16 protein-coding genes are annotated in these 22,318 nt (G+C 40.5%); 4 read left to right on the top strand and 12 right to left on the bottom strand.

Translation table 11 applies throughout. The annotated features are described in order from the left end of the window. Positions 1-296: 296 nt before the first annotated feature. The gene (locus BK583_RS03095) at positions 297-3,389 is read right to left on the bottom strand and encodes a beta strand repeat-containing protein (RefSeq protein WP_078440019.1); all 3,093 of its coding nucleotides are present in this window, start codon (positions 3,387-3,389) and stop codon (positions 297-299) included. A gap of 177 nt (positions 3,390-3,566) precedes the next feature. Further along, on the bottom strand, positions 3,567-4,679 hold the full coding sequence (locus BK583_RS03090; protein WP_055737568.1) for an NADH:flavin oxidoreductase: 1,113 nt from the start codon (positions 4,677-4,679) through the stop codon (positions 3,567-3,569). A 253-nt stretch (positions 4,680-4,932) separates the two neighbouring features. Here BK583_RS03090 and BK583_RS03085 point away from each other — a divergent pair, with 253 nt between their 5' ends. Continuing rightward, positions 4,933-5,931, top strand: a complete 999-nt coding sequence (locus tag BK583_RS03085) for a YcjF family protein (RefSeq protein WP_055737567.1) — start codon at positions 4,933-4,935, stop codon at positions 5,929-5,931. A 10-nt stretch (positions 5,932-5,941) separates the two neighbouring features. Here the strand turns inward: BK583_RS03085 and BK583_RS03080 are convergent, their stop codons facing one another. The 8 genes from BK583_RS03080 to BK583_RS03045 all read right to left on the bottom strand — a co-directional run bounded on the left by BK583_RS03080 (position 5,942) and on the right by BK583_RS03045 (position 17,067). Beyond that, positions 5,942-6,922, bottom strand: a complete 981-nt coding sequence (locus tag BK583_RS03080; protein WP_038483630.1) for a tRNA dihydrouridine synthase — start codon at positions 6,920-6,922, stop codon at positions 5,942-5,944. A 415-nt stretch (positions 6,923-7,337) separates the two neighbouring features. Beyond that, positions 7,338-8,891 carry a BCCT family transporter gene (locus BK583_RS03075; RefSeq protein WP_055737566.1) on the bottom strand — a complete coding sequence of 518 codons (1,554 nt, stop codon included), beginning with the start codon at positions 8,889-8,891 and terminating at the stop codon, positions 7,338-7,340. 617 nt (positions 8,892-9,508) lie between these two features. Beyond that, positions 9,509-10,393 carry a GNAT family N-acetyltransferase gene (locus BK583_RS03070; protein WP_055737565.1) on the bottom strand — a complete coding sequence of 295 codons (885 nt, stop codon included), beginning with the start codon at positions 10,391-10,393 and terminating at the stop codon, positions 9,509-9,511. Positions 10,394-10,429: 36 nt separating this feature from the next. Continuing rightward, the gene (locus BK583_RS03065) at positions 10,430-12,115 is read right to left on the bottom strand and encodes an ABC transporter ATP-binding protein (protein ID WP_055737564.1); all 1,686 of its coding nucleotides are present in this window, start codon (positions 12,113-12,115) and stop codon (positions 10,430-10,432) included. Positions 12,116-12,160: 45 nt separating this feature from the next. Beyond that, positions 12,161-13,543 carry a PLP-dependent aminotransferase family protein gene (locus BK583_RS03060; RefSeq protein ID WP_055737563.1) on the bottom strand — a complete coding sequence of 461 codons (1,383 nt, stop codon included), beginning with the start codon at positions 13,541-13,543 and terminating at the stop codon, positions 12,161-12,163. After that, on the bottom strand, positions 13,540-14,700 hold the full coding sequence (locus BK583_RS03055; protein ID WP_055737562.1) for a hypothetical protein: 1,161 nt from the start codon (positions 14,698-14,700) through the stop codon (positions 13,540-13,542). Before BK583_RS03055 ends, BK583_RS03060 begins: the two co-directional genes overlap by 4 nt. Next, entirely contained in the window at positions 14,697-15,905 is a 1,209-nt protein-coding gene (locus BK583_RS03050; protein WP_078440018.1) for an arginase family protein, read from the bottom strand. Before BK583_RS03050 ends, BK583_RS03055 begins: the two co-directional genes overlap by 4 nt. Continuing rightward, positions 15,883-17,067: a diaminopimelate decarboxylase family protein gene (locus BK583_RS03045; RefSeq protein ID WP_055737560.1), complete on the bottom strand. Its 1,185-nt coding sequence runs from the start codon at positions 17,065-17,067 to the stop codon at positions 15,883-15,885. Before BK583_RS03045 ends, BK583_RS03050 begins: the two co-directional genes overlap by 23 nt. 883 nt (positions 17,068-17,950) lie before the next feature. Between BK583_RS03045 and BK583_RS20395 the strand changes: the two genes are divergently transcribed. The 3 genes from BK583_RS20395 (at position 17,951) to BK583_RS03040 (ending at position 18,563) form a co-directional block, all read left to right on the top strand. After that, positions 17,951-18,097, top strand: a complete 147-nt coding sequence (locus BK583_RS20395; RefSeq protein ID WP_124742697.1) for a lmo0937 family membrane protein — start codon at positions 17,951-17,953, stop codon at positions 18,095-18,097. Positions 18,098-18,201: 104 nt separating this feature from the next. Continuing rightward, positions 18,202-18,369 carry a hypothetical protein gene (locus BK583_RS20600; RefSeq protein WP_158318553.1) on the top strand — a complete coding sequence of 56 codons (168 nt, stop codon included), beginning with the start codon at positions 18,202-18,204 and terminating at the stop codon, positions 18,367-18,369. After that, positions 18,366-18,563, top strand: a complete 198-nt coding sequence (locus BK583_RS03040; protein WP_038483645.1) for a hypothetical protein — start codon at positions 18,366-18,368, stop codon at positions 18,561-18,563. The genes BK583_RS20600 and BK583_RS03040 overlap by 4 nt, the downstream gene beginning before the upstream one ends. A gap of 165 nt (positions 18,564-18,728) precedes the next feature. Here the strand turns inward: BK583_RS03040 and BK583_RS03035 are convergent, their stop codons facing one another. Together BK583_RS03035 and esaA are read right to left on the bottom strand one after the other, a co-directional pair. Continuing rightward, complete coding sequence (locus tag BK583_RS03035) at positions 18,729-19,142, bottom strand: type VII secretion EssA family protein (protein WP_139366159.1); 414 nt, start codon at positions 19,140-19,142, stop codon at positions 18,729-18,731. Between the two features lie 31 nt (positions 19,143-19,173). Next, on the bottom strand, positions 19,174-22,317 hold the full coding sequence (gene esaA / locus BK583_RS03030; RefSeq protein WP_160319324.1) for a type VII secretion protein EsaA: 3,144 nt from the start codon (positions 22,315-22,317) through the stop codon (positions 19,174-19,176). Position 22,318: the final 1 nt, after the last annotated feature.

The following is a 22,318-nucleotide window of genomic DNA, read 5'->3' as shown; positions in this document are numbered from 1 at the left end:
ATCATAAAATTATCTGCTTAAAGAATGGAATTACCATCATCGCTTACCTAATAATAGCGTAACTCTCCTTTTGTAAGACGAGTAAATTGAAAACTTTACAAAAAGTATAAACTTGCTTTATAAATTCTGGATGTAAAATTTATGTACGCGTGAACTCAATGACCTGCTAATTTTAAAAACAAGTCACCTTTGACCGAACTCTATACAGATTTTCTTCGGTTCAAAGGTAACTAACTTTAAGTGACATTTCGTTCGGTTTACAAACAGACTTTCCTACTATTCTGTTGTTAAACTTTTTAGTTACTCCTAAAGAAAAACGATCCATTCATATAAATATAGATTTCGGCATTTGCTCCTGTGTTTAAATTTATAATTCCCCCTACTATGGCTAACAACGTATTAGCTGGAATTGTTACATTTAAACCTGTCGAGCTCCCTGTAAGAATGGTTGTATTTGGATTAGACGCGCCTGCCGTGTAACCAATAAAAGGAATTTGTTGCATCGCAGGGTCTATTGAAAAATTATACGTTCCTTGTGGTGATGTGGCTAATGCAACAAACGGCCTAAAATCAGTGCCAGCAGCCGCAGTAAAAGCACTCCAATTATTAAAAGTTGCAGAGATCCCTGTTAATGTAACCTGTTGAGGGAAAGAAAAGAAAAATTGATAATTGTCATTACCAAATGGAATGGGGATACTAGTTCCATCAGGAACCGTGATATCATTGCTTGTTCTCCCAAAAGAGATTAGATTCACTCGACTCGGAGCCCCACTTGCATTTGCTAATGGATGAACGGTTCCCCTACCAGCTCCCCCTGCAGATGAGAAAACCACGGCAAAGTTTGATGACGACGCAGGTCCTGTTAATCCAGTAATTCCCGTTGGACCTTGGATTCCTTGCAATCCTGTAGCACCAGTTACTCCGGTTACTCCTTGGATTCCTTGTAATCCCGTAGCACCAGTGAATCCGGTTACTCCTTGGATTCCTTGTAACCCTGTAGCTCCTGTCGCTCCGGTTGACCCTTGAATTCCTTGTAACCCTGTCGCTCCGGTTATTCCTTGGATTCCTTGTAATCCTGTAGCTCCTGTCGCTCCGGTTATTCCTTGGATTCCTTGTAACCCTGTAGCACCAGTTCCTCCGGTTACTCCTTGGATTCCTTGTAACCCTGTAGCTCCTGTCGCTCCGGTTGATCCTTGGATTCCTTGTAACCCTGTAGCACCAGTTCCTCCGGTTACTCCGGTTACTCCTTGGATTCCTTGTAACCCTGTAGCTCCTGTCGCTCCGGTTGACCCTTGAATTCCTTGTAACCCTGTAGCACCAGTTACTCCTTGGATTCCTTGTAACCCTGTAGCACCAGTTACTCCTTGGATTCCTTGTAATCCTGTAGCACCAGTTACTCCGGTTACTCCTTGGATTCCTTGTAATCCTGTAGCACCAGTTACTCCGGTTACTCCTTGGATTCCTTGTAACCCTGTAGCACCAGTTACTCCTTGGATTCCTTGTAACCCTGTAGCACCAGTTACTCCGGTTGATCCTTGGATTCCTTGTAATCCTGTCGCTCCGGTTGGGCCTGCTGGACCTGGTCCTTCTGGTCCGGTTGGGCCAGTAGCTCCTGTTGGAGGGCCCGGTGGACCTGTCACTCCGGTTATTCCCGTACTTCCAGTCGCTCCTGTTTCTCCTTGAACTCCTTGGATACCAGTCGCTCCTGTTTCTCCTTGAACTCCCTGAATACCAGTCGCCCCTGTTTCTCCTCTTTCTCCTTGGATACCAGTCGCCCCTGTTTCTCCTTGAACTCCTTGGATACCAGTCGCTCCTGTTTCTCCTTGAACTCCCTGAATACCAGTCGCCCCTGTTTCTCCTCTTTCTCCTTGGATACCAGTCGCCCCTGTTTCTCCTTGAACTCCTTGGATACCGGTGGCTCCTGTTTCTCCTTGAACTCCTTGGATACCGGTGGCTCCTGTTTCTCCTCTTTCTCCTTGAATACCGGTCGCCCCTGTTTCTCCTTGAACTCCTTGGATACCAGTCGCCCCTGTTTCTCCTTGAACTCCTTGAATACCAGTCGCCCCTGTTTCTCCTTGAACTCCTTGGATACCAGTCGCCCCTGTTTCTCCTTGAACTCCTTGACTACCAGTCGCCCCTGTTTCTCCTTGAACTCCTTGACTACCAGTCGCCCCTGTTTCTCCTTGAACTCCTTGACTACCAGTCGCCCCTGTTTCTCCTTGAACTCCTTGACTACCAGTCGCCCCTGTTTCTCCTTGAACTCCTTGACTACCAGTCGCCCCTGTTTCTCCTTGAACTCCTTGACTACCAGTCGCCCCTGTTTCTCCTTGAACTCCTTGACTACCAGTCGCCCCTGTTTCTCCTTGAACTCCTTGACTACCAGTCGCCCCTGTTTCTCCTTGAACTCCTTGACTACCAGTCGCCCCTGTTTCTCCTTGAACTCCTTGACTACCAGTCGCCCCTGTTTCTCCTTGAACTCCTTGACTACCAGTCGCCCCTGTTTCTCCTTGAACTCCTTGACTACCAGTCGCCCCTGTTTCTCCTTGAACTCCTTGACTACCAGTCGCCCCTGTTTCTCCTTGAACTCCTTGACTACCAGTCGCCCCTGTTTCTCCTTGAACTCCTTGACTACCAGTCGCCCCTGTTTCTCCTTGAACTCCTTGACTACCAGTCGCCCCTGTTTCTCCTTGAACTCCTTGACTACCAGTCGCCCCTGTTTCTCCTTGAACTCCTTGACTACCAGTCGCCCCTGTTTCTCCTTGAACTCCTTGGATACCAGTCGCCCCTGTTTCTCCTTGAACTCCTTGAATACCAGTCGCCCCTGTTTCTCCTTGAACTCCTTGGATACCAGTGACTCCTGTTTCTCCTCTTTCTCCTTGGATACCGGTGACTCCTGTTTCTCCTCTTTCCCCTTGAATACCAGTCGCCCCTGTTTCTCCTTGAATTCCTTGGATACCAGTCGCCCCTGTTTCTCCTTGAATTCCTTGAATGCCAGTCGCTCCTGTTTCTCCTTGAACTCCCTGAATACCGGTGGCCCCTGTTTCTCCTCTTTCTCCTTGGATACCGGTCGCTCCCTTTTCAGCGAGCAGTGTATAGTCTGGAGAACGACCTGGAACACCTGTTGGAGAATTTGTATTTACTAAATAGGTGTTTCCATCGAGCGTGACAATCTGACCTACCATGTAACCTGAAGTATTATCAGCGTTAAACGCTTCTACTCCTTCAAATCCGACGCCAGTAGAACCAGTGGGTCCAGTAGGGCCTGGCAAACCTGTAGCCCCTGTCCACCCTCCTAATAACTGGTCATAACACCATTTATTTTCCCTGCCATTGGTACAAGTTCGTTTAAAAATTTGCACACCATTCACGAAAATATATTGATCGGACACGCATTATCCCCTCTTATCTATAAAACATAAATAACGAATATATCCACAACTAATGGACTGTTATCATCCTATGATAAAGGAGGCCAATTGCAACAACTTCATCCATTCCATCTTTCAATATAAAATAAAAAAGAACCCCTGTTCATTCTTATTACAGAACAGGGATTCAAACGATTATTAGTATAGGGTTTTTTCTGCTTCTTTTGTATATAAAATGGCGTCTTCTTGTTTTCCGTCTCGAATTTTTTCTGCCCATTCAGGATCCGCTAGTAATGCGCGCCCTACCGCAACAAAATCAAACTCTTTCGCCTGTAATTTTTCATCAACTAGGCGCAGATTTTCATCAATGGAGTGCTCGTCGTTCCCTTTTTTACTTAAAAATGCATAATCCACCCCTAGTGAACCAACAGAGATGACAGGTTTTCCTGTTACCTGCTTCGTCCATGCAGCAAGATTTAATGGTTCGACTCCTTCAAACTCCGCTTCCCAAATTCGGCGAGTTGAGCAATGGAAAATATCAACCCCGGCTTCCGCAAGCGGCATTAACAGCTGTTTTAACTCTTCAGGTGTTCGTGCTAGCTTCGCGTCATAGACACCGCCTTTCCATTGAGAAAAACGAAACACAATAGGAAAATCTCGACTTACCACTTCTCTGCATGCTTTCACAACTTCTACGGCAAATCGAGTTCGTCCTTCAAGATCACCACCATATTCGTCTGTGCGTTGATTGGTTCGTTCCCAAAGAAATTGATCAATTAAATAACCATGTGCGCCATGAAGTTCTATTCCATCAAAACCAATGCGTTCTGCATCAGCAGCCGCTTGAGCAAACGAACGAATGATCGATTTCAGTTCGTCTTTCGTTAATGCTATACCATTTTCACTACCATCAACAGCTAAACCAGATGGGCTTACTGGAGGAGCGTCTTCATTTGGTGTATTTCCTTGCTTTCTGGCTGAGCCGATATGCCATAGCTGAGGAATAATTTTCCCACCTACGCTATGTACTTCATCAACCACATGCTTCCATCCAGCTAACGCTTTCTCTCCGTAGAAACGAGGTATATCCTTATGCATAACAGCTGCCGGGTGATCAATTGCCGTGCCTTCCGTTACAATTAAACCGACACCATGTTCTGCCCTTCTTTTGTAATAAGCCGCTACTTCTTCCGTCGGTACACCATCAGGAGAAAACACCCTCGTCATCGGTGCCATGACAACTTTGCTCTGAAGTTCTCCTTTACCAAAAGGCGTCTTTTCAAATAATGTTGGTGCAAGTGATTGTGTCATTAATCTCTCTCCTTTAAATAGTTTACAATCATTGTAATTGTTTTGTGTCACGAAATAAAAAGAAAGGTCTTATAAAAAATTGGGAAAATAGCAGAACGAGAATTGCTCTCAGTTCAGATTTAGGAAGGTTAGCTATTTCGTTTGTACTAGCCCCCACCCAATAACAAACCTTTCTCTCCTTTGTGACGAATAAAGTCACCCGTAGTATAATAAGAACAGACACACAATTGAATCACGACGGAGGATGATGCCAATGGCTTCGAAATTTGATGCAGCATTTAATCAAACGTTTAACGAACAAATGGAAAGCATCAACCGATCACTAGAAGAAGATGTGTTGTTCGCCTTAATTGGTGATATTAATACTGGAAAATCAACAACAATTAACGCTCTATTTGGCGCAGACGTTGCGCCAACATCTGGCTTACCAGGGAAAACCGTTGAAATAAAAAAATATGCGTATAAAGAGCATATTCAATTCGTCGATACACCGGGCTTGAACGATGTGGTGCAAACACATTCGCAAGAGACTATTACATTCTATAAGGATGCTGATGTTGTCCTTTTCTTCTTAAATGCAGCGGGTACAGTACTCTCAGAAACAGAAGCTAAAGAACTCGAAAAGCTTGCAACCATTAATAAAGACATTCTAATTGTCCTGAACAAAGTCGACATTGCTGACGATGTGCCTAGCTTACTTCATTATATTCAAGAAAAAACGAGCTATCGCTTTAAAGTCATTCCGCTTTCTTCAAAAACAGGCTTTAATCTTGGCGAGCTAGAAGACCAAATTGGTGATATTCTTCAAAAAAAAAATAAAGAATTGCAGTTCGCCAAAGCGTTAAAAGATAAATCACGCATTGCGAATAAATGGATTAACCGCTCTTCCCTTGCAGCAGCTTCAGCAGGCGCCATTCCAGTACCAGGATCTGATATTGTGCCTATTACAGCTGTACAAGTCGGGTTAATGATTAAGTTAGCAAAGCTTTATGAAAAAACCATTACGAAAGACAGAGCAAAGGAACTTATTGTGACCAACCTTGTTAGCAACATTGGTCGAACAGCCTTTCGTCAGCTTTCAAAGTTCGTTCCTGGCTGGGGCTCAGCGATTAGTGCAGGAGTCGCTGGAACGCTGACGTGGTCACTTGGGAAAGGAATTAAGAAGATTTACGAGCAAGGGTTAGATTTGAACGTGGAAACCCTTGTTCATTATACAAAGAAGTTTAAAGCAGAGCGCGAGAACGCAAAATAACAGCCCCCCTTTAATGGGGAGCTGTTTCTGTTTGTTCTGCTTGAAACGCATCAAGCAATTGGCGAACTTCATCCGTTGATTTTGAGTTCATTAATTGATTTCGCAATTCGCTAGCACCGCGGAAATCCCGAACATAGATTTTAAAGAAACGATGAAGCGGCTTAAACGCTCGGGATTCAATTTCGTGATACTTATCATGAAGGTCCAGCTGGAGACGTAAAAGTTCAAGAAGCTCTTCACTCGTATGCTCCCGCGGCTCTTTTTCAAACGCAAAAGGGTTTGTGAAAATGCCGCGGCCAATCATGACTCCATCAACACCATATTTTTCAACAAGCTCTAAGCCAACTTGACGGTTTGGAATATCGCCGTTAATCGTTAACAGGGTATGTGGTGCAATCTCATCACGCAGTTTTTTAATTTCAGGAATGAGCTCCCAATGGGCATCTACTTTACTCATTTCCTTCTTCGTCCGCAAGTGAATGGACAGGTTTGCGATATCTTGTTTTAATACATGCGTCAGCCATTCAAACCACTCTTCCACGTACGTATAGCCTAAGCGCGTTTTCACACTTACAGGTAAACCGCCAGCCTTTGCCGCTTGAATCAGCTCTGCTGCAATCTCGGGACGACGGATCAAGCCACTACCTTTTCCGTTTCCAGCAACATTCTGCACCGGGCATCCCATATTTAAATCAATTCCCTTAAAGCCCTCTTCTGCCATGCCGATACTCATTTTCCGAAACAATTCTGGCTTGTCTCCCCATATATGGGCAACCATCGGCTGTTCATCTTCAGTAAACGTTAAGCGACCGCGTACACTCTGCTTACCATCCGGATGACAATAGCTTTCAGAATTCGTAAACTCTGTAAAAAACACATCAGGACGCGCCGCATGGCTCACCACATGACGAAACACGACATCCGTCACATCTTCCATCGGTGCAAGTATAAAAAATGGCCGTGGCAATTCACGCCAAAAATTTGCTGTCATAGTGATGTTTCGTTCCTTTCTTCTGTTACTTTCTCTATTTATGCTTGCATTACTCGTTTTTAAGTGGTTCCTAAAACAAAAGGCCCTGCATTCGATTTTACCGAAACTTGAGCCATAGTAGCAAGTATATTTTCATTGGAAATGCTATTCTACATCTGTAAACCGCTTTCAACATAAAGGTAACTGGTTGTTACGAATCGTGTCACCATAGAAGGCAAAGGTAAAGAGGCCGGGACATAACGAAAAGTAGTAGTTGAAAAGACGAATAGTCTAAAATATGCTGAGTAGCAGCGCTACAGGAGAATCCTTCCGCTAATTTCCATATAAAACAAACGACGAACGTTCCTATTTTCAGGAATGTTCGTCGTTCTGGTCTGTCTATCTACTTTTGTCCCAGCATCTTTTTACCATTCGCTTATTTATTGTTTTTTTCTTCGCTAGAAATAATCCCTTGTTCTTTAGCCAGAAGGAACGCTATTTTTGGCGCCCCCCACAAGAGTGGTAATAAAATAAGTGATACAGGTACTGCTGCTATAACGACAAATGATTGGAGCGCATTGACTCCACCATTTCCTACATTAATTAAAATCATGGCTATAATAGACATAATGGAAGCCCAGAAAAATCGAATGCTTTTTGCTGGATTCCCTTTACCTGTGACACTCATGGCAAGTGAATACGACATTGTATCCACTGTTGTTACAACGAACAAGATCGTTAGTAAAAGGAAAAGGAACGGCATCATACTACCGAGAGGCATTTGGCTTGCAATCGCTATAATGGCAGCCGGTAACCCGTTTTCTTCTAATGGAGTCGCAATGGATCCAGGTGTTTGAATCTCATAGAAAATACCTGAGCCACCTAATATCGTAAACCAAATATTTGTTAGGATTGGCGTAATAATCGCCACAACGAGAAATAACTCTCGAATCGTTCTTCCGCGAGAAATGCGCGCCACCATAAGTGCTACCATTGGACCAAAGCCAATAAACCAGCCAAAAAAGAAGAGCATCCATGCGCCAGACCATTCATTATCGCCTCTGAACGTGGTCATTTCTATAAAATGGGACAGATAGGTTCCTGTAGCTGAAATGTAGGAATCAATTAGAAAAATACCTGGGCCGAACAAAACTAAAAAAACACCGATAAACAAGGCTGTATTCACATTTACTTTACTAAGCCACTGAATCCCTTTTTCAATCCCAGTTAATGTTGAAAGTAAAACAATACTCGTAAGGGTTAAAATAATGGTGACTTGGGTTACATACGTATCTGGCCAGCCAAATAACGCATTCACCCCATAGCTCACTTGTAACCCTAGGAACCCAATCGGACCAATGGTACCAGCGGCGGCTCCAATAATACAGAACACGTCAACAGCTGTTCCCCATTTACTGTCTTGTATGCGATCCCCTAAAATAGGGTAAAGAATCGTACGTGGCTTTAACGGCATACCTTTATGGTTATGCGCGTAAACCATTACAATGGAACAAATCGCGCCATACACTGCCCAAGCAGAAAATCCCCAGGAAATAAAGCTTTGTGCAAGCGCCACTTGAATGGCATCGTTCGTCGTTTCAATAATGCCACTATACGTAGGTGGTGCTTCCAGAAAATAATACAACGGCTCTGCCGCAGCCCAGAAGACCCCTCCAGCTCCAAGCCCTGTTGTGACAACGATAGCCAGGTATTTAAAAAAGCCCATTTCCGGTTTATCTAATTTTCCAATGCGAACGGACCCAAGCTTTGAAAACGCAAGAACCGCTCCAACTAAAAACGTCGCTAGTAATAATACTTGCCAATACCCACCAAAATACGTTATGGCGAGTTGAAATCCTTTATCGACTATAAAGGATGTTAATTCCATATTTGTAAAAGCCATCACGACAAAGAGAAGTAAGAATCCTCCGCTCATGATAAAAACTGGCCAATTTACGGTCTGTAACACTTTCTGTTGACCTTTTGCCATCTTTTTCCCCTTTCACTGCTCAAAACCACAAGTCTATACTTTAGCAAAAAAGAAAGCACATATGTGATAAATCGATCCATACTTTTATGAATCAACGCGTAAAATGCTTAGTCTTATGCTAAAAGAGTTCTTTTATTACATTTTGATTACATTTAAGAAAGCGAAGCAAAAATGCGGGATATTAACGAAAAAGAGGCTGGGACATAGCGAAAAGTAGTATTTGAAAAGACGAATAGTCTAAAATATTCTGAGTAGCACCACTACAGGAGAATCCTTCACTTTCCGGGGACACGGCCTCAGCCTCCTCCTTGGAAAACCGCCACTCCAGAGTCTTCAGACACGTGCTGATCCCCCAGGAGTCTTCAGATTCTCCTTCCGCTCATTTTCATATAAAACAAACGACGAACGTTCCTATTTTCAGGAATGTTCGTCATTTTTGTCTGTCTATCTACTTTTGTCCCAGCCTCCGTCTTATTCATACGCTTTTCTTTTAACTAAATGCCTTCATTCTTCCGCTGACTTATCAATCATGACATTCCCTTGTTCATCTTTTATATGTACAAATGCAAAAAAGAGACCTTCCCATCACAACTTGTAGAAGGTCCCGACCATCATTGTTAATTAAGATTCTTTTCATAAGAGATAAGTTCATGTTCTGTATGAAAACCGAGCTTTTGATAAATATGAATCGCTTTTTCATTAGCTGAATTTACACATAATGTAATTTCATCGATCGTTTCAAAAGAAAACAACCATTCTAACCCTTTTGAAAGAAGAGCTGTCCCAATTCCTTTTTCACGTGAATGGGTGTCTACTCCTAAGAATTCAATACTACCTTCTCCAAAATCTGGGCTGGCTTCAACATACACATAACCTATGACTCGTCCTTCCTCATCGCTAGCAATAAAAACCTGGGACGCTTCGCCAAGTTGATCGATCATTTCTTTTCCAGACAAATAGGTTTTAGGAAATAAACGATCATGGAGGTGTATAAATGGGTTGTACTCGTTAGACTGGATGCTGGTGATGGTTTCGGTTTCTACTTTTTTATCCATAAAGGTATGTTTAGAACAGGTTAAAATCGTTTGATCGCTTCCATGTGAAAAGTCGAACTCTTTAGCGAGAGTAAGAACGCTTGTATTCTTTTTTTCAGGAAATAATTCTACCGTTTTTATTGTTGTAGGCATTTCTGAAAGCAGAGAAGTCCAAAGTAATTCTGTCACTTTAGCTGCTTGCTTACTGTTTACAAATGGCCCCCAGATCTCTGCACTCCCTCTTTCCATATCCGCATCAAAACCACACACACCAACTGTTTTTTCATCCTCTATTGCTAAGACAAAAGCATCCATTGCCGGTATATCTCCAAAATCTTCTTTTAATGTATGTAGAATTTCTTCCTCTTTCTTTCCACAAAACCCCACGTGATGCTCTGGTGCCGAATTAATGTTAGCGATGAACCTCGCTATTTCCGTTAATTGCGGTTTTTTAAAAATCTGTATCATATAAAGCCCTCCACTCTATTTATTACGGATACAATGTTACTGTAAGACTTGAAAATCAACATAGCTTCGATACTTTTGGTGTGTATTGTAAAGGGTGTGATGGGTGCCTTCACCTGTCACCTGTCCATTGTCTAAAAAGATAATTCGATCGGCGTTAATAATTGTTGATAACCTATGAGCAATAATGACGACTAGTTTGTTCTCCACATTACGGTGCAAATACTTTTGAAGAATGGCTTCGCTTTCACTATCTAAGTTTGAAGTAGGCTCATCTAAATAAATGATCTCTCTTTCTTTAGAAAGGGCTCTTAAAATATTGACTCGCTGTTTTTGCCCCCCTGATAAATTAGGAGCAAACTCATCTTTCAATGACTCATAGTCAAAATTCATAAAGTTTTGATGAAGTAACGTTAGAAACGCATCGCTTGACTTCGTTTCATTACCATAAAACACATTTGTTTCAACACTTGCATCAAACAATAAGCTATCTTGAGGAATATAGCCAATCTTACTTTTATAGAATGCAGAGTGAGAAACACGTTCGCCATTGTACAGAATAGATCCACTATCTGGCGAATAGAGACCTAAAAGAAGTTTCAATAATGTACTTTTCCCACTGCCAGAAGGACCAACAACTGCCACTACTTCTCCATGCTTTAATTCTATATTCACCTTTTTTAAAACAGGAGTTTCTTTATAGGAGAACGTAAGATTTCTTATTTCAACAGCATCTTGTTTAGGACCTTGGGCTAATTCTTCTGTTACTTCCGATTTGAACGAAAAAATAGAATGGATAAAAACAGAGGCACCTGCGGCTGTCCTGTACGATACCCATATACTTGAAAAAGCTCTTAAAGGACTAAATAATTGGAACAAAATTAAAAATGCTGCTAAAAATCCTCCGAACGTTAAGGTTCCTTGAGAAATTAAATAGCTCCCATATCCCATTACTGCTGTTAGCAGAATGATGGAAAGAATCATCACAAGAGGTTCTAAAAACGCATAGACCTTTGCTTCTTTCATGCCCAAGTTAAAAATAGAGTGTAAGGTTTTTTTCCCATTGTCTACTTCTTTTTCTTCGGTTTTGTATACTTTTACCACTTCAATGTTTTCAATAATTCTTAAAAAATAAGCAGACAATCTGGCAACGTTTAATCGAAAATCATAAGAAATGGTTTGCATCTTCTTGCTAAACGGAACAATAACGCACAAGAATAGCGCTAACGCAATAACGATGAAGAGTACCATATGAAAGGAAATGAGCGAAAGAGCAATTAATGAACCGATAATTAACACAACATTCGTCAATAATTTCGGAACTTGTTCAGTTAGGAACATATTAATTTCCTCTATATCACCTATTAATCTACTTACTAGTTCACCGGGCCGATTATCGTTAAAAAACCGAAGTGGTAACGTTAAAATCTTACTCCATAACTGCAGTCTCAGTCGATAAATCATGGTTTCACAAAGCAAACTTAAGATATACGTGGATAGCCCATTTAGTAAACCTTGAATTAAAAAGAGCCCAATTAGAGCATAAAGCAGTTGACTATTCACCTCATTGTTATAGGTAACATCATCAATGAAGTTTTTAATAATTAACGGTGTAATGACTGCTGATACAGCAAATGCGATGGATAACATTAATCCCACAGTAAGAATGCGTTTAGGAATTTTGATCTTTCTAACAATTTGCAACAAATCGTTATTCATTTTCATTCACAATCGTTCTTATATAGACATTCATCTCCAAACCACCTTCAATTAATCTAAATGATCGAAGCTTACAGGCGTTATAGCAGGAAATCTCGTTCTCAGCTCTCTCATGTTATTAAGTTCTGAAAGCTCCCTCATAAAACGTAGGATAAATTCAAAGGATGGTCCTTTTCGAAATCCCATAGCAATTTTAAATAAGCCTTTACGTACTTTGTTGTCAGGGATAATGGTCTCATATCGATGATGTCTAAAACCAAAACTTGACCCTCTATAAAACAGTGCTCCTGCTTGTTTAGACTGATCATCTAACACACCCATTAAGTAGCCATAATCATCTAAATCATTGTTCTCAATCTGAAATACTACGAACGGAGACCCTTTTTCAGCAGTAGATATCTCTTTAAATAATCCACCAACGCGCGTATTCTTTTTTAACTTTAGGTTGTTTTCAAACACTCGATCAATATAATGGTTTGTCTTGATCTCATTGAAAATAAAAGGAGCATCAAGCACACTGGCAGATTCGAAGGATAAGGCGCTTCCGTTCAGAGTACGAACCTTTTTTATGTATTGTTTTAGCTTAATACTATCGATAATGTCCGCGTCATCCTTTCGACAATAAATATTCACATAGCCAAAGTTGCAAAGTTCTAATCCAAATTGATGAAGCTTTAAACCAGATGAACATTCCATAACAACAGTAAATGGCTGATGTTTGCATTTAGCCAGAATAGCGTCTCTTGTAGTATTGTCTTGAGATAAAGTACTATCAATAATAATGAATGTAAACTTTTTCTTATCTTCAATCGTGTTTTCAAAACTTTGATCCGTATCAAAGTAATTCATTTTCCAGTCATATCTCGTTGGTTCAATGTAGATAATATCGAACCCATTAAAATCAATTTCTCCAGTGTCTGCATACGTAATCGATAAATGCTCTCTAGCGATTACTTCTAACAACCCTTTGCTTTCAAAGTAGTCTGCAAAACAAACCATCGATAATGGATTGTTTTGACTTGGGGAATAGAATGACAATAAGCTATTGAACAGCGTACTCAATGTAGCCATCCCGCTTGAAAAAGCTAAGGCCGTATTATTCCAACATACTTGTTCGTTACTCGTTTGGATCTTATCTTCTAAGGAAGTTGTCTCTATATTTCGTTCGTACGAAAAGTCATGGACCGTTCCTCCATAAGTAGTTGGGGTTTGAAGTGGCGATCTCATAAACGTAGACGTATGTTGGATATTCTTACAAATCCATTTCATTCTAATTGTTTGAGACAGTTCCTCTAGCTTCTGTTCAATTAAGAATGCATTGTCATTTGCTTTGATTTGGTTCTCAATAGCATCCGCTTCTATCGATAGATCTAGTTGTAGATCTTCAGACATACAGTTTAAAAGATCCAGTTCACTAAGTAGATGGTTTTTCATGCGTGCACCTGACCTTCACCAACAGATAATTCTGTAAATTTATCGTTTATATACAAGTATTCTTTTGGGCTCGGAAGACCGTGAAGGGATTTACTCATGGAAACGGTGTAGGCTCCAAATGGAAACAACACGATATAATCGTTTAAAGACAGTTTATTAGAAGCCGTGTTCTCGAAATAGATATCTTTTTCATAGCATGTGTTACCAGCAATGGTTTGTTGTTCCACCTCTCCATTCGAACTAGTGTAAACAATCTTTACATTCCCTTTTGTCCATTCTATTAAATTCCAAGCAGAAGAATCCATGTTGACTACCCCATTGTTCACAGATAAAACACTCGTCTTTAAATAACCAGCCATGACATAAACAAGCATACCAGGTTCGAATATGACTTCTTTCAGTTTCGGTAAATACTGTTCCGTATAGGATTGTATGAGTTCGAATGTTTTATCTAGGTCTTCTTCATTTGAGAATAACCGCGTGAGACCACCGCCAAGGTTTAATGTCTGGACATCTGGAAAAAGAGAAAGAATATCAACTAAATAGTTAAGGGTGTCCTTAACCGTATTAAAATTGTTTAACTCGCCAATGTGGATATGGATGCTAGTCACTTTATAGTGGAACTCTTTTAAAATCTCCTTAAGCGCCTGTTGATTGTCTGATTGACTTACGTTAATGCCAAATCGACTTTTTGATAGATAAGTCGTGGCACCTTTTGATTCAATCGGGATATTTAATCGTAAGCCAATATCCTTGGGTTGCCTGCTTTCATTGTACTGACATGAATAGGCATATAGTTGCTCCACGTTATCAAAATCAAACTGCACATGGTTTTCGATCATTTCATGGATATGCTCGATTTTGATTCCTGGAGATGTTGCACTAATGCGCGAATAACCAGCTACTGTAGCAACTTGATATTCTTCGTACGAAGAGACATCAACCCCGTCAACAACCTTCGACATATATGCATTTAAACCCACATTTCGATTCGCTTTCATTGAAACGTAGAGTTTCATTTTTTTCACACTACCTAAACGACGTCTTAAGTGATTCACAACATGAGTTAATGATTCTGCATCATACACAACTGCCGGGCTCTTAATCTCGTTAGACCTATGAAGCATGTTTTGAGGGAGTTCAGGAAATAGACTCATGATAAATCCACCTTCGTCATCATACTGATTAACGTTAGCAACAGCTCATTTACAAGTAAGGCTTCATGAACTTTATGCTCGGATGGAAGAAATTCAACCACGTCGCCACCTATAATGTCATGTTCTCTTATACTAGTTAAGATAGCCATCAACTCTTTAGGGTGCATACCAAGTGGGACTGGGGTACCTGTAGAAGACATAAAACTAGGGTCTAATACATCGACATCAAGTGTTATGTAGTAGGGCAATCCCTCTCTTAAATAGCGACCGATATCCAGTTCATCAGAAGGAACGACATCAATCTTCTCGGCTTGTACATGCTCTTGATCCACTCTTTGCCTTTGACCAATTTGAAGGATATGTTCAAGATTCCTTTCATTTAAAAAACCATCCATGAAGTTTCCATGGTGGATATCTTTGAATGATACTTGTTCGGTTCCCCCACCATCGTAATGGGCATCAATATGGATCAAACCAATTTTTTTATGCGAGAGAATCCCTTGTAATGACGAATACGTAATCGAGTGATCACCACCGACGATCACTGGCTTAATCTTCGCTAATGTTAGTTTCCTCACAATTTCCTCTAACTGTCTTTGCTGCCTACCGTTTCGATCAAATACGTGTCCAGAAATATCTCCACAATCAAACACTTTACTCGCTAAATGGACCCCTTCTGTATGTTGACCTTTCACTTCTACTTGAGGGAAACCATAGGGAACAATCGATCGACTATGGCGTCTTAAATATTCTGGGCCCAATCGACTGCCTGGTAAATTAGTTACATTGTGGTCAAACGGCATACCAATAATAGCGACAGTATCAGGTATATGAGCACCAACATTAATGACCTCTTCCATTCTCATTCCATTAAAATTAAAGAATCGATTTGTTGACTGGGCAACACTATTTGCCATTTGAACATCTACATTAGCTAGCACAATGAGATCATTCTTTTCAAGCTCTTCTATGGATTCTAGTAATTCCGCTTCTTCAAGTGCTTGTGCTTGTTGATTGGAGTTCCTATAAATCGATATAGCCTGCTCTACGTTTACAGGGACATTGAACGAAGAAAGAAGAGTAAACATATCTAGTGGTATGTGGTATTCCCTCCCCTTCCCCATGTTGGTGAGGATGATGTCTTGAGCACTAGTACGTATCACAGACACATTTGGATTTACTTTATATCGAGTGGAACGGTTCACCTCGTATTTCCTCCTCTAAAGAATGGATTTCTCCATCAATTAACACATATTGGTTTGGTAGATTAAGCCTATTAAATCTTCTAGCATTCGTTAGAGCGTAAGCCCCAAATGCTGGAAAGAGTACCTTGTCGCCTTTTTTTACCTTGGGTACTTCATATTCTTTAAAATCCGATAAAGAATCTCCTTCAAATAACGTATTTCCAACAAAAACAACGCGCTCCACTTCATCAGAACGATTTAGAAAGATCGGATTGCTGCGTATCCAAGGGGATAAATTCCAAAATGATGTATCGCACTGCAACATCGTAACATTTCTTTTCTTATGTACTTTCTTCGAGACAATTTCTGAAATCAAATAACCATTACCAGCTAACAAAGCACCACCAGGTTCAAAAATAAACTCTAACTTTCTGCCATGAACGTTTTCCCAATTACGTATAAGCAGATTCATTTCTTTAAACAGTTTTCGCGTTTCTTCACGATTATGAAATAAATAAAAAAGACCACCGCCAAGATTAATCGTTTTAATTGTATCTATTTGACTTGCAATCTCTAATAAATACTTTAGTTTAAACTGAAAAGAAGCACCGGTAGATTGCCCTGTATGAATATGAAGATTGCTAATTGCTAAATCGTATGTTTCTTTCAACCGTATTAGTTCATCTTTGCTTTCATAAAAATCAATCCCAAATCTGCTATCCAAGCCAAAGGTAGCAATTGTATCCATTTCTTCTGGAATAGGGATTGCAATCCTCAAGCCTACTTCTTTCGAATAACCCATTTCAACAAAATCATTTAGTTGATCCATAGAATCTAAATCCATAACGATATCGTTCTCGACAAACGTTCTCATGCTATCGCGGCTATAATATGGACTTGTCGTCGTTATCTTTCTAAAGCCACTATCTTGAACAAGACGATATTCTCCAACACTCGCAACATCGCATCCGAGACCTAGATGAGCAAAATGATTCAACATTTCCTTGTTATGTATTGCTTTTACCGCTAGATGAAGAAAGGCATTGTCAATTAACTCAATATCCTCTTTCAATACTCTCACTGTATGTTTTATTCCGTCTAAATCATAAATCATCGTCGGTTCCCTCAGTTGATCGACAAGCTCGAATATCTTTCCATCAGGCTGTTTATATAAATGATCCAACAGTGTAATCACCCTCCATAAGCATACTGTTACACATCCCATTCGTTCTTTTTCAAGAGAGAAACCTTAATAGCCATCTATTAAGGTTTCTTTAATTGCCTTGTTATCTTGGACGTGATCCACCTAATAATTCTAAGTCTAGATTAACGATAGGCGTTTCTTTTGATTCAATTTTAGCCATTCATTACACCACCTTTATTATTAGTTGATTAAGTATGATTAAACGGATGTTAGTGAACTCTTGGACGCGATCCACCTAGTAATTCTAAATCCAAATTAACAACAGGTGTTTCTTTTGATTCGATTTTAGCCATTCTTCTCACTACCTTTCCAAATAAAATCCATAAGTATAAAAAAGATGACGGTTATCGCCTAGGACGTGATCCACCTAGCAGTTCTAAATCCAAATTAACAACAGGTGTTTCTTTTGATTCAATTTTAGCCAATATGTTCACCTCCTTTCTAATTAAAAAGGATCATTCTATCTTTTGTTTTGATTGCTATAATGCTGAGCACTGAACCTATCACTCACTTTTCCAACTACTCAGAATATTTTTCTGGAATTATAACGGTTAGTAATCATTCTTCCTAGTAATACAACTGACAAAGATATAAAATGAAGATTATCAAAAAATATAAGATTAGCTTAATTCAATAAATTATAATTGTCAATCAATTCTATAATCGATTTATCTACTACTGACTCAATTCATAGACTAATTTATGGTTGTTAGTAAGAAACTACTTAACAATAGTTTTGTTATATATGTTACAGTACCCGTTTCTTTTACAATTAAAAGGAAGTTAATAAGGAAATTCTTCTCAGTTTCACCTTTTAAATAGAGGGAAAAGAGTAAGACGTTAAAAAAAGGAGGAAGCTACCATGTTGTGGACAATTTTAGTCGTTTTAGTTGTATTATGGTTACTTGGATTTATCGGAGAAATCGGCGGAAACCTTGTACATATTTTATTAGTTATTGCACTCGTCGTTCTTATTTTTCAACTTATCTCTGGCCGCCGGAAACTCTAAAGAAACAGCAAGGCTAAGCGCCTTGCTGTTTTTTTACACTCGTTTATAACCCTTTTATCAGGGTATATACAGAGAACAAATAAAATCGAAATGAGGAACTCCTAATGAAAGGAACCTATACATTATGCATCGCAATCGCTGTCGTTGTTTGGCTACTTGTCATTCTTGCTACTGGTTATCAAACCGTTAACATTATTAGCGCAACCGTTCTTTCAGGATTGACTTATACAATCTTTCACTTCATGGCGTCGGAAATGAAGGCACCCTCGTGAATACCCGGTTAAAGGACGGTCTCTTGTTCAGTTTTGTTTATGCAACAATGATGCTCATTATGAGCCTTGTTTTACGTGAAGGCAATCCAGATTGGCTTTCCACCCTCGGCTTTGCTATAGGAGGTTTTTTATATGGCTTTTTCATACGGCCTTATATGATCAAATGGGAAGAAAAAAAGAAGCTAAAAGAGTAATGGACGTCTCCCAACAATTCATCGCCCTATGCGCTTCTTTTATTCACTTTCCGCTTCATACCTTCCACTATAAACACGCAACCTATTGCAATGAGTATGATTACCTTCGCATGTGTGCCTTAATCCTCAGGGTTCGCCTTAATTTCTATTTCCACAGAAATATAGCTACTCGTTCCATTGCGCTGTTTTCGGGATAATATAAATCAATAAAATCGAAACAAGCACCGTCGCTACAGCTGCTAATATCCATGGTAGCACATTTCCACTTTCTTCTAGCGGGACCACATGACGCGCCAACACTTTCTCCTCTGTGAACAACCCGGCGCTAGCAGCTACATTTTCCTCGTGGGTCGCTTCAGCACTACTTGCAAACAAGGTATCTTGAAGTTCTGTGTATGTTTCTTCTAGAGGCTGAGTAAATGTGAGTATTTTTTGTTCTTCAGGCACTCTAATTTCCCGCTGTTCCGCTTCTGGTTTGTATTGACGGAGCTCTAACAACACTTCTCGCTCTTTATAAACACCAGGTTCCACTCGTTCTTCTTGGGCAAAGCTTGGCATTACCGAAGACAGGAGTAGCACTGAACATACTCCTATCCCCGTAACCATGGCTTTACATTTCATAAACGTCATCCTCTTCTTTTTTGCGGTTTACGACCGCATGACGAACGATTGGAACAGCAATCGTTAGCGCTGCAATAAGCGCCAATGGAAGCATGCCTGTAAGAAATGCATTTTGCGAGCTTGCTTGAATGGAAATATAGAGTTCCGCAATTAGATTATTCGTACTGAAATTTGGCATGGCCATATCAAGGAGCGGGCTTGTAAAGAATAGGACGCACGCAACACTAAGTAGCCATCCAACCCACGGACCAGCCATAAAGGCAACACGGATTAGGCCAGCTGTTGCCAAGATCAAGAGAACCGTAATAATGGTCCATTGTATCGATTGACTTCCACTCATCGTGTAAATTGATAAGCCATAAATGCTTATGACTAAACCAACAATGATTGATAACATGCTAAACAACGACAGATTAACCAAGATTGGCACCGAACTATAGTGGTGTGTTAAAAACCCAATCAGCAAACTTGATAGTAATACAATGACAAGCACAACGATTGGTGGTGTTAGGCTTTCAGCTGGTCCCGTTCCTTGCTCTCCACTTACACCAACAGGACTGGAAAGATGGTTATAGACATAGTCATTGTGATGTCCATCAGTCAAAGCGTTGGCTAAAATCGTGTGAATGTCTTCGTAAACCAGTTCCGTTGTTTGAACGTTGTCTGACCATCTTGAGTTCAAATCATCTGATTTGGCTTGAACTTCAGTCACATTGCTATGAAGATCTTCTGTTTGGGCAATAATATCATCTTGGCGGTTGCTAAGAGATTCAACAGATGCTCCTAATTGTTGAACTTCATCTAATGACATTTGTTGATTGGAAACGACCATTTGCCCATTTAAGCCATCCACCGGTGCTGGTTCTATAGTAATCGCTTCATAGCTTTCAGATAGATTCCCGCCAATAGCGTTACTCGCTTCCGCCATTGCCGCCACTTCTTCGAGAATGGCTTGTTGTTCTTGAGCAATTGATTGCTCTAACTCGTTCAGCACATTATTTGCATCCGCAACAAATTGAGTAAACTCTACTTCTGCTTCCTCCACGGATTGTTGGGCTTCCTCTAGCTGCGCTTGGTTGCCCATAAACGAACTGACGGATTGTCGTGCCCTATCAATGGTAGCCTGAACCTCACGGACACGATTGTCTTCATCGACAAGTTGCTTCACTCGGTCTTGATTTAAATTACCTAGCTGACTATATGCCCAATCTAATTTGGCTAATTCTCCATAATAGGTAAGTAGTTCTTGTACATTTGTTGACAGGATTGGACTGTCAATTAAGGAAGGCGATGCACCTATTCGGTTGAAAACGGCTTGTTCTTGCTTGCGAACTTCCTCAATAACTGGGTCAATCACTTGCGCTTCAAGCTGTTCAACATATTGTTCCAAACGTGATGCATAGTCTTCAAGGTTTTCTACATAATCAAGAAATGCCTCGGTCACTTCTCTATGATCCTCTATTCTCCACTGTGCTACTTTTAATGTTGGTTCCATGTTGTTAAGTAGTTCCATTGCCTTTGTCCATACCCGTTGCAGTTCATCCTGAGAAAAAGTAACAAATTCTGCACGGTACGGTGTAAAGGAAAGAGCTGTATTTACATCTTCTTGGTCCTCCTCTTCTTCTAATGGAGGTTCTTGTTCAGACTCTTCGCCTCTTTCCTCCTCTTCATTCCCGCCTTCGTTATTCTCTTCCTCATTTGGAGGCTCTGTTGGCTGTGAAGGAGGATCTTCATCACCGCTTCCATTATCATCACGATCTCCTGGCGCTGGTTGCTCATTTTCATCGCTGTCTCCATTATCCGGATCAGGTTCTGACGGTGATTCTGGTTCTGTTGGATCAGGTTCTGGAATGTCTATTTCTCCAGGATTTAATCTACCGACTAATTTTTCGATTTCAGCAATCGTTTCTTCTATGTCGTTTAGAAGATCTTCATCAATCGACTCTAGCAGTTCTTCCGGCTGTTCAGGTCGAGAAGGGCTTTCCTGTGGATCCTCGTCCCGTGATAAATGGTAGCGTACATATAACGTTTGGCGGAACTGCGCTTCTGCCCGTTCTTCTTGCGTTGCATTTGCATATTGTCCGATTAGTTCAGCCTGTGCATTTGGAATGCGATCAACTGCTTCGTCTTGGGCAGCATATACTTGGTTAATGTCGCGATTAAACCGATTCATGTCGTCAGTAAATTTATACGAACCGATTGCCCAGTTACCGAGCAAAGAAACGACTCTGTCACCATCATTGGCGAATTGGGGCGCAAAAACACTCTGATTTTCTTGTACATTTCCGCTTCCTACTTGTAAAGCTTGTTGAAACTCATTCACTGCTTGGTTGACAAGGTCGCCATTTTGAGTGTTCGCTTGTAACATCATCTCTGTTTGCTCATTCTGATAGTTCATGTAAAGATCCATTGCATCAGTAAGTTCGTTAAATCCCTCTTGGGCTTCTTCTAGATTCGCACGAGAGCTTTCAGATAAATTGGCTGTATCCGAAGTAGCTGAAAAATACTGATCAAGACGGCTTCGCTGCACCTCAATTTCCTCAGCTAATTCTTGTGAACTTGGCGAGTAAAATGAGTACATTTCATTTAAGAAGTCAACTTCTTTTTGCAACACGTCAGTAAAGTTTCCTCTAACTCGGTCCACTTCCTCCGATACATAGCGCCAATATTGTGTGCTAATTTGCTGATTCATTTTTAATTGGGCACTCTCTAATTCTTTTTGCACCCGTTCTTGGTTCTCTGCATTTAAATTATTATAGATTTCATAATTTACACTCGCCTGATTTGGGAGTGAATCTTGAAACGACATAATGTTCTCGGAAAAAGAAGAATCAATATAGACAATCGCGTCATATTCTTGGTTCGCTAATCCAGCTTGAGCAGAAGCTCTACCAGCCACTACCCATTCATATTCCGAGTCACCTTGCAATGTGGATACAATATCATTACCTAAAATAAGTGGTTCATTTTCCTCATATTGGTATCCGTTGTCCTCATTAACTACTACCATTTTGCCGGAAGCTTTTAATTCTTCTCTCATAGGTTCTTGCCCTATGTAGTGAAAAAAGGCAAAAGGGATAGCAATGATGATTGCGACAAGCAATAACAGCTTGACGATATGTTTTTTCTGCACG

It is taken from the genome of Shouchella oshimensis (assembly GCF_002019765.1).
In the GTDB taxonomy this organism is placed as follows: Bacteria; Bacillota; Bacilli; order Bacillales; family Bacillaceae_D; genus Shouchella; species Shouchella oshimensis.
The sequence above is the reverse complement of the archived record's forward strand: the minus strand, read 5'-3'. Positions and strand labels throughout refer to the sequence as shown.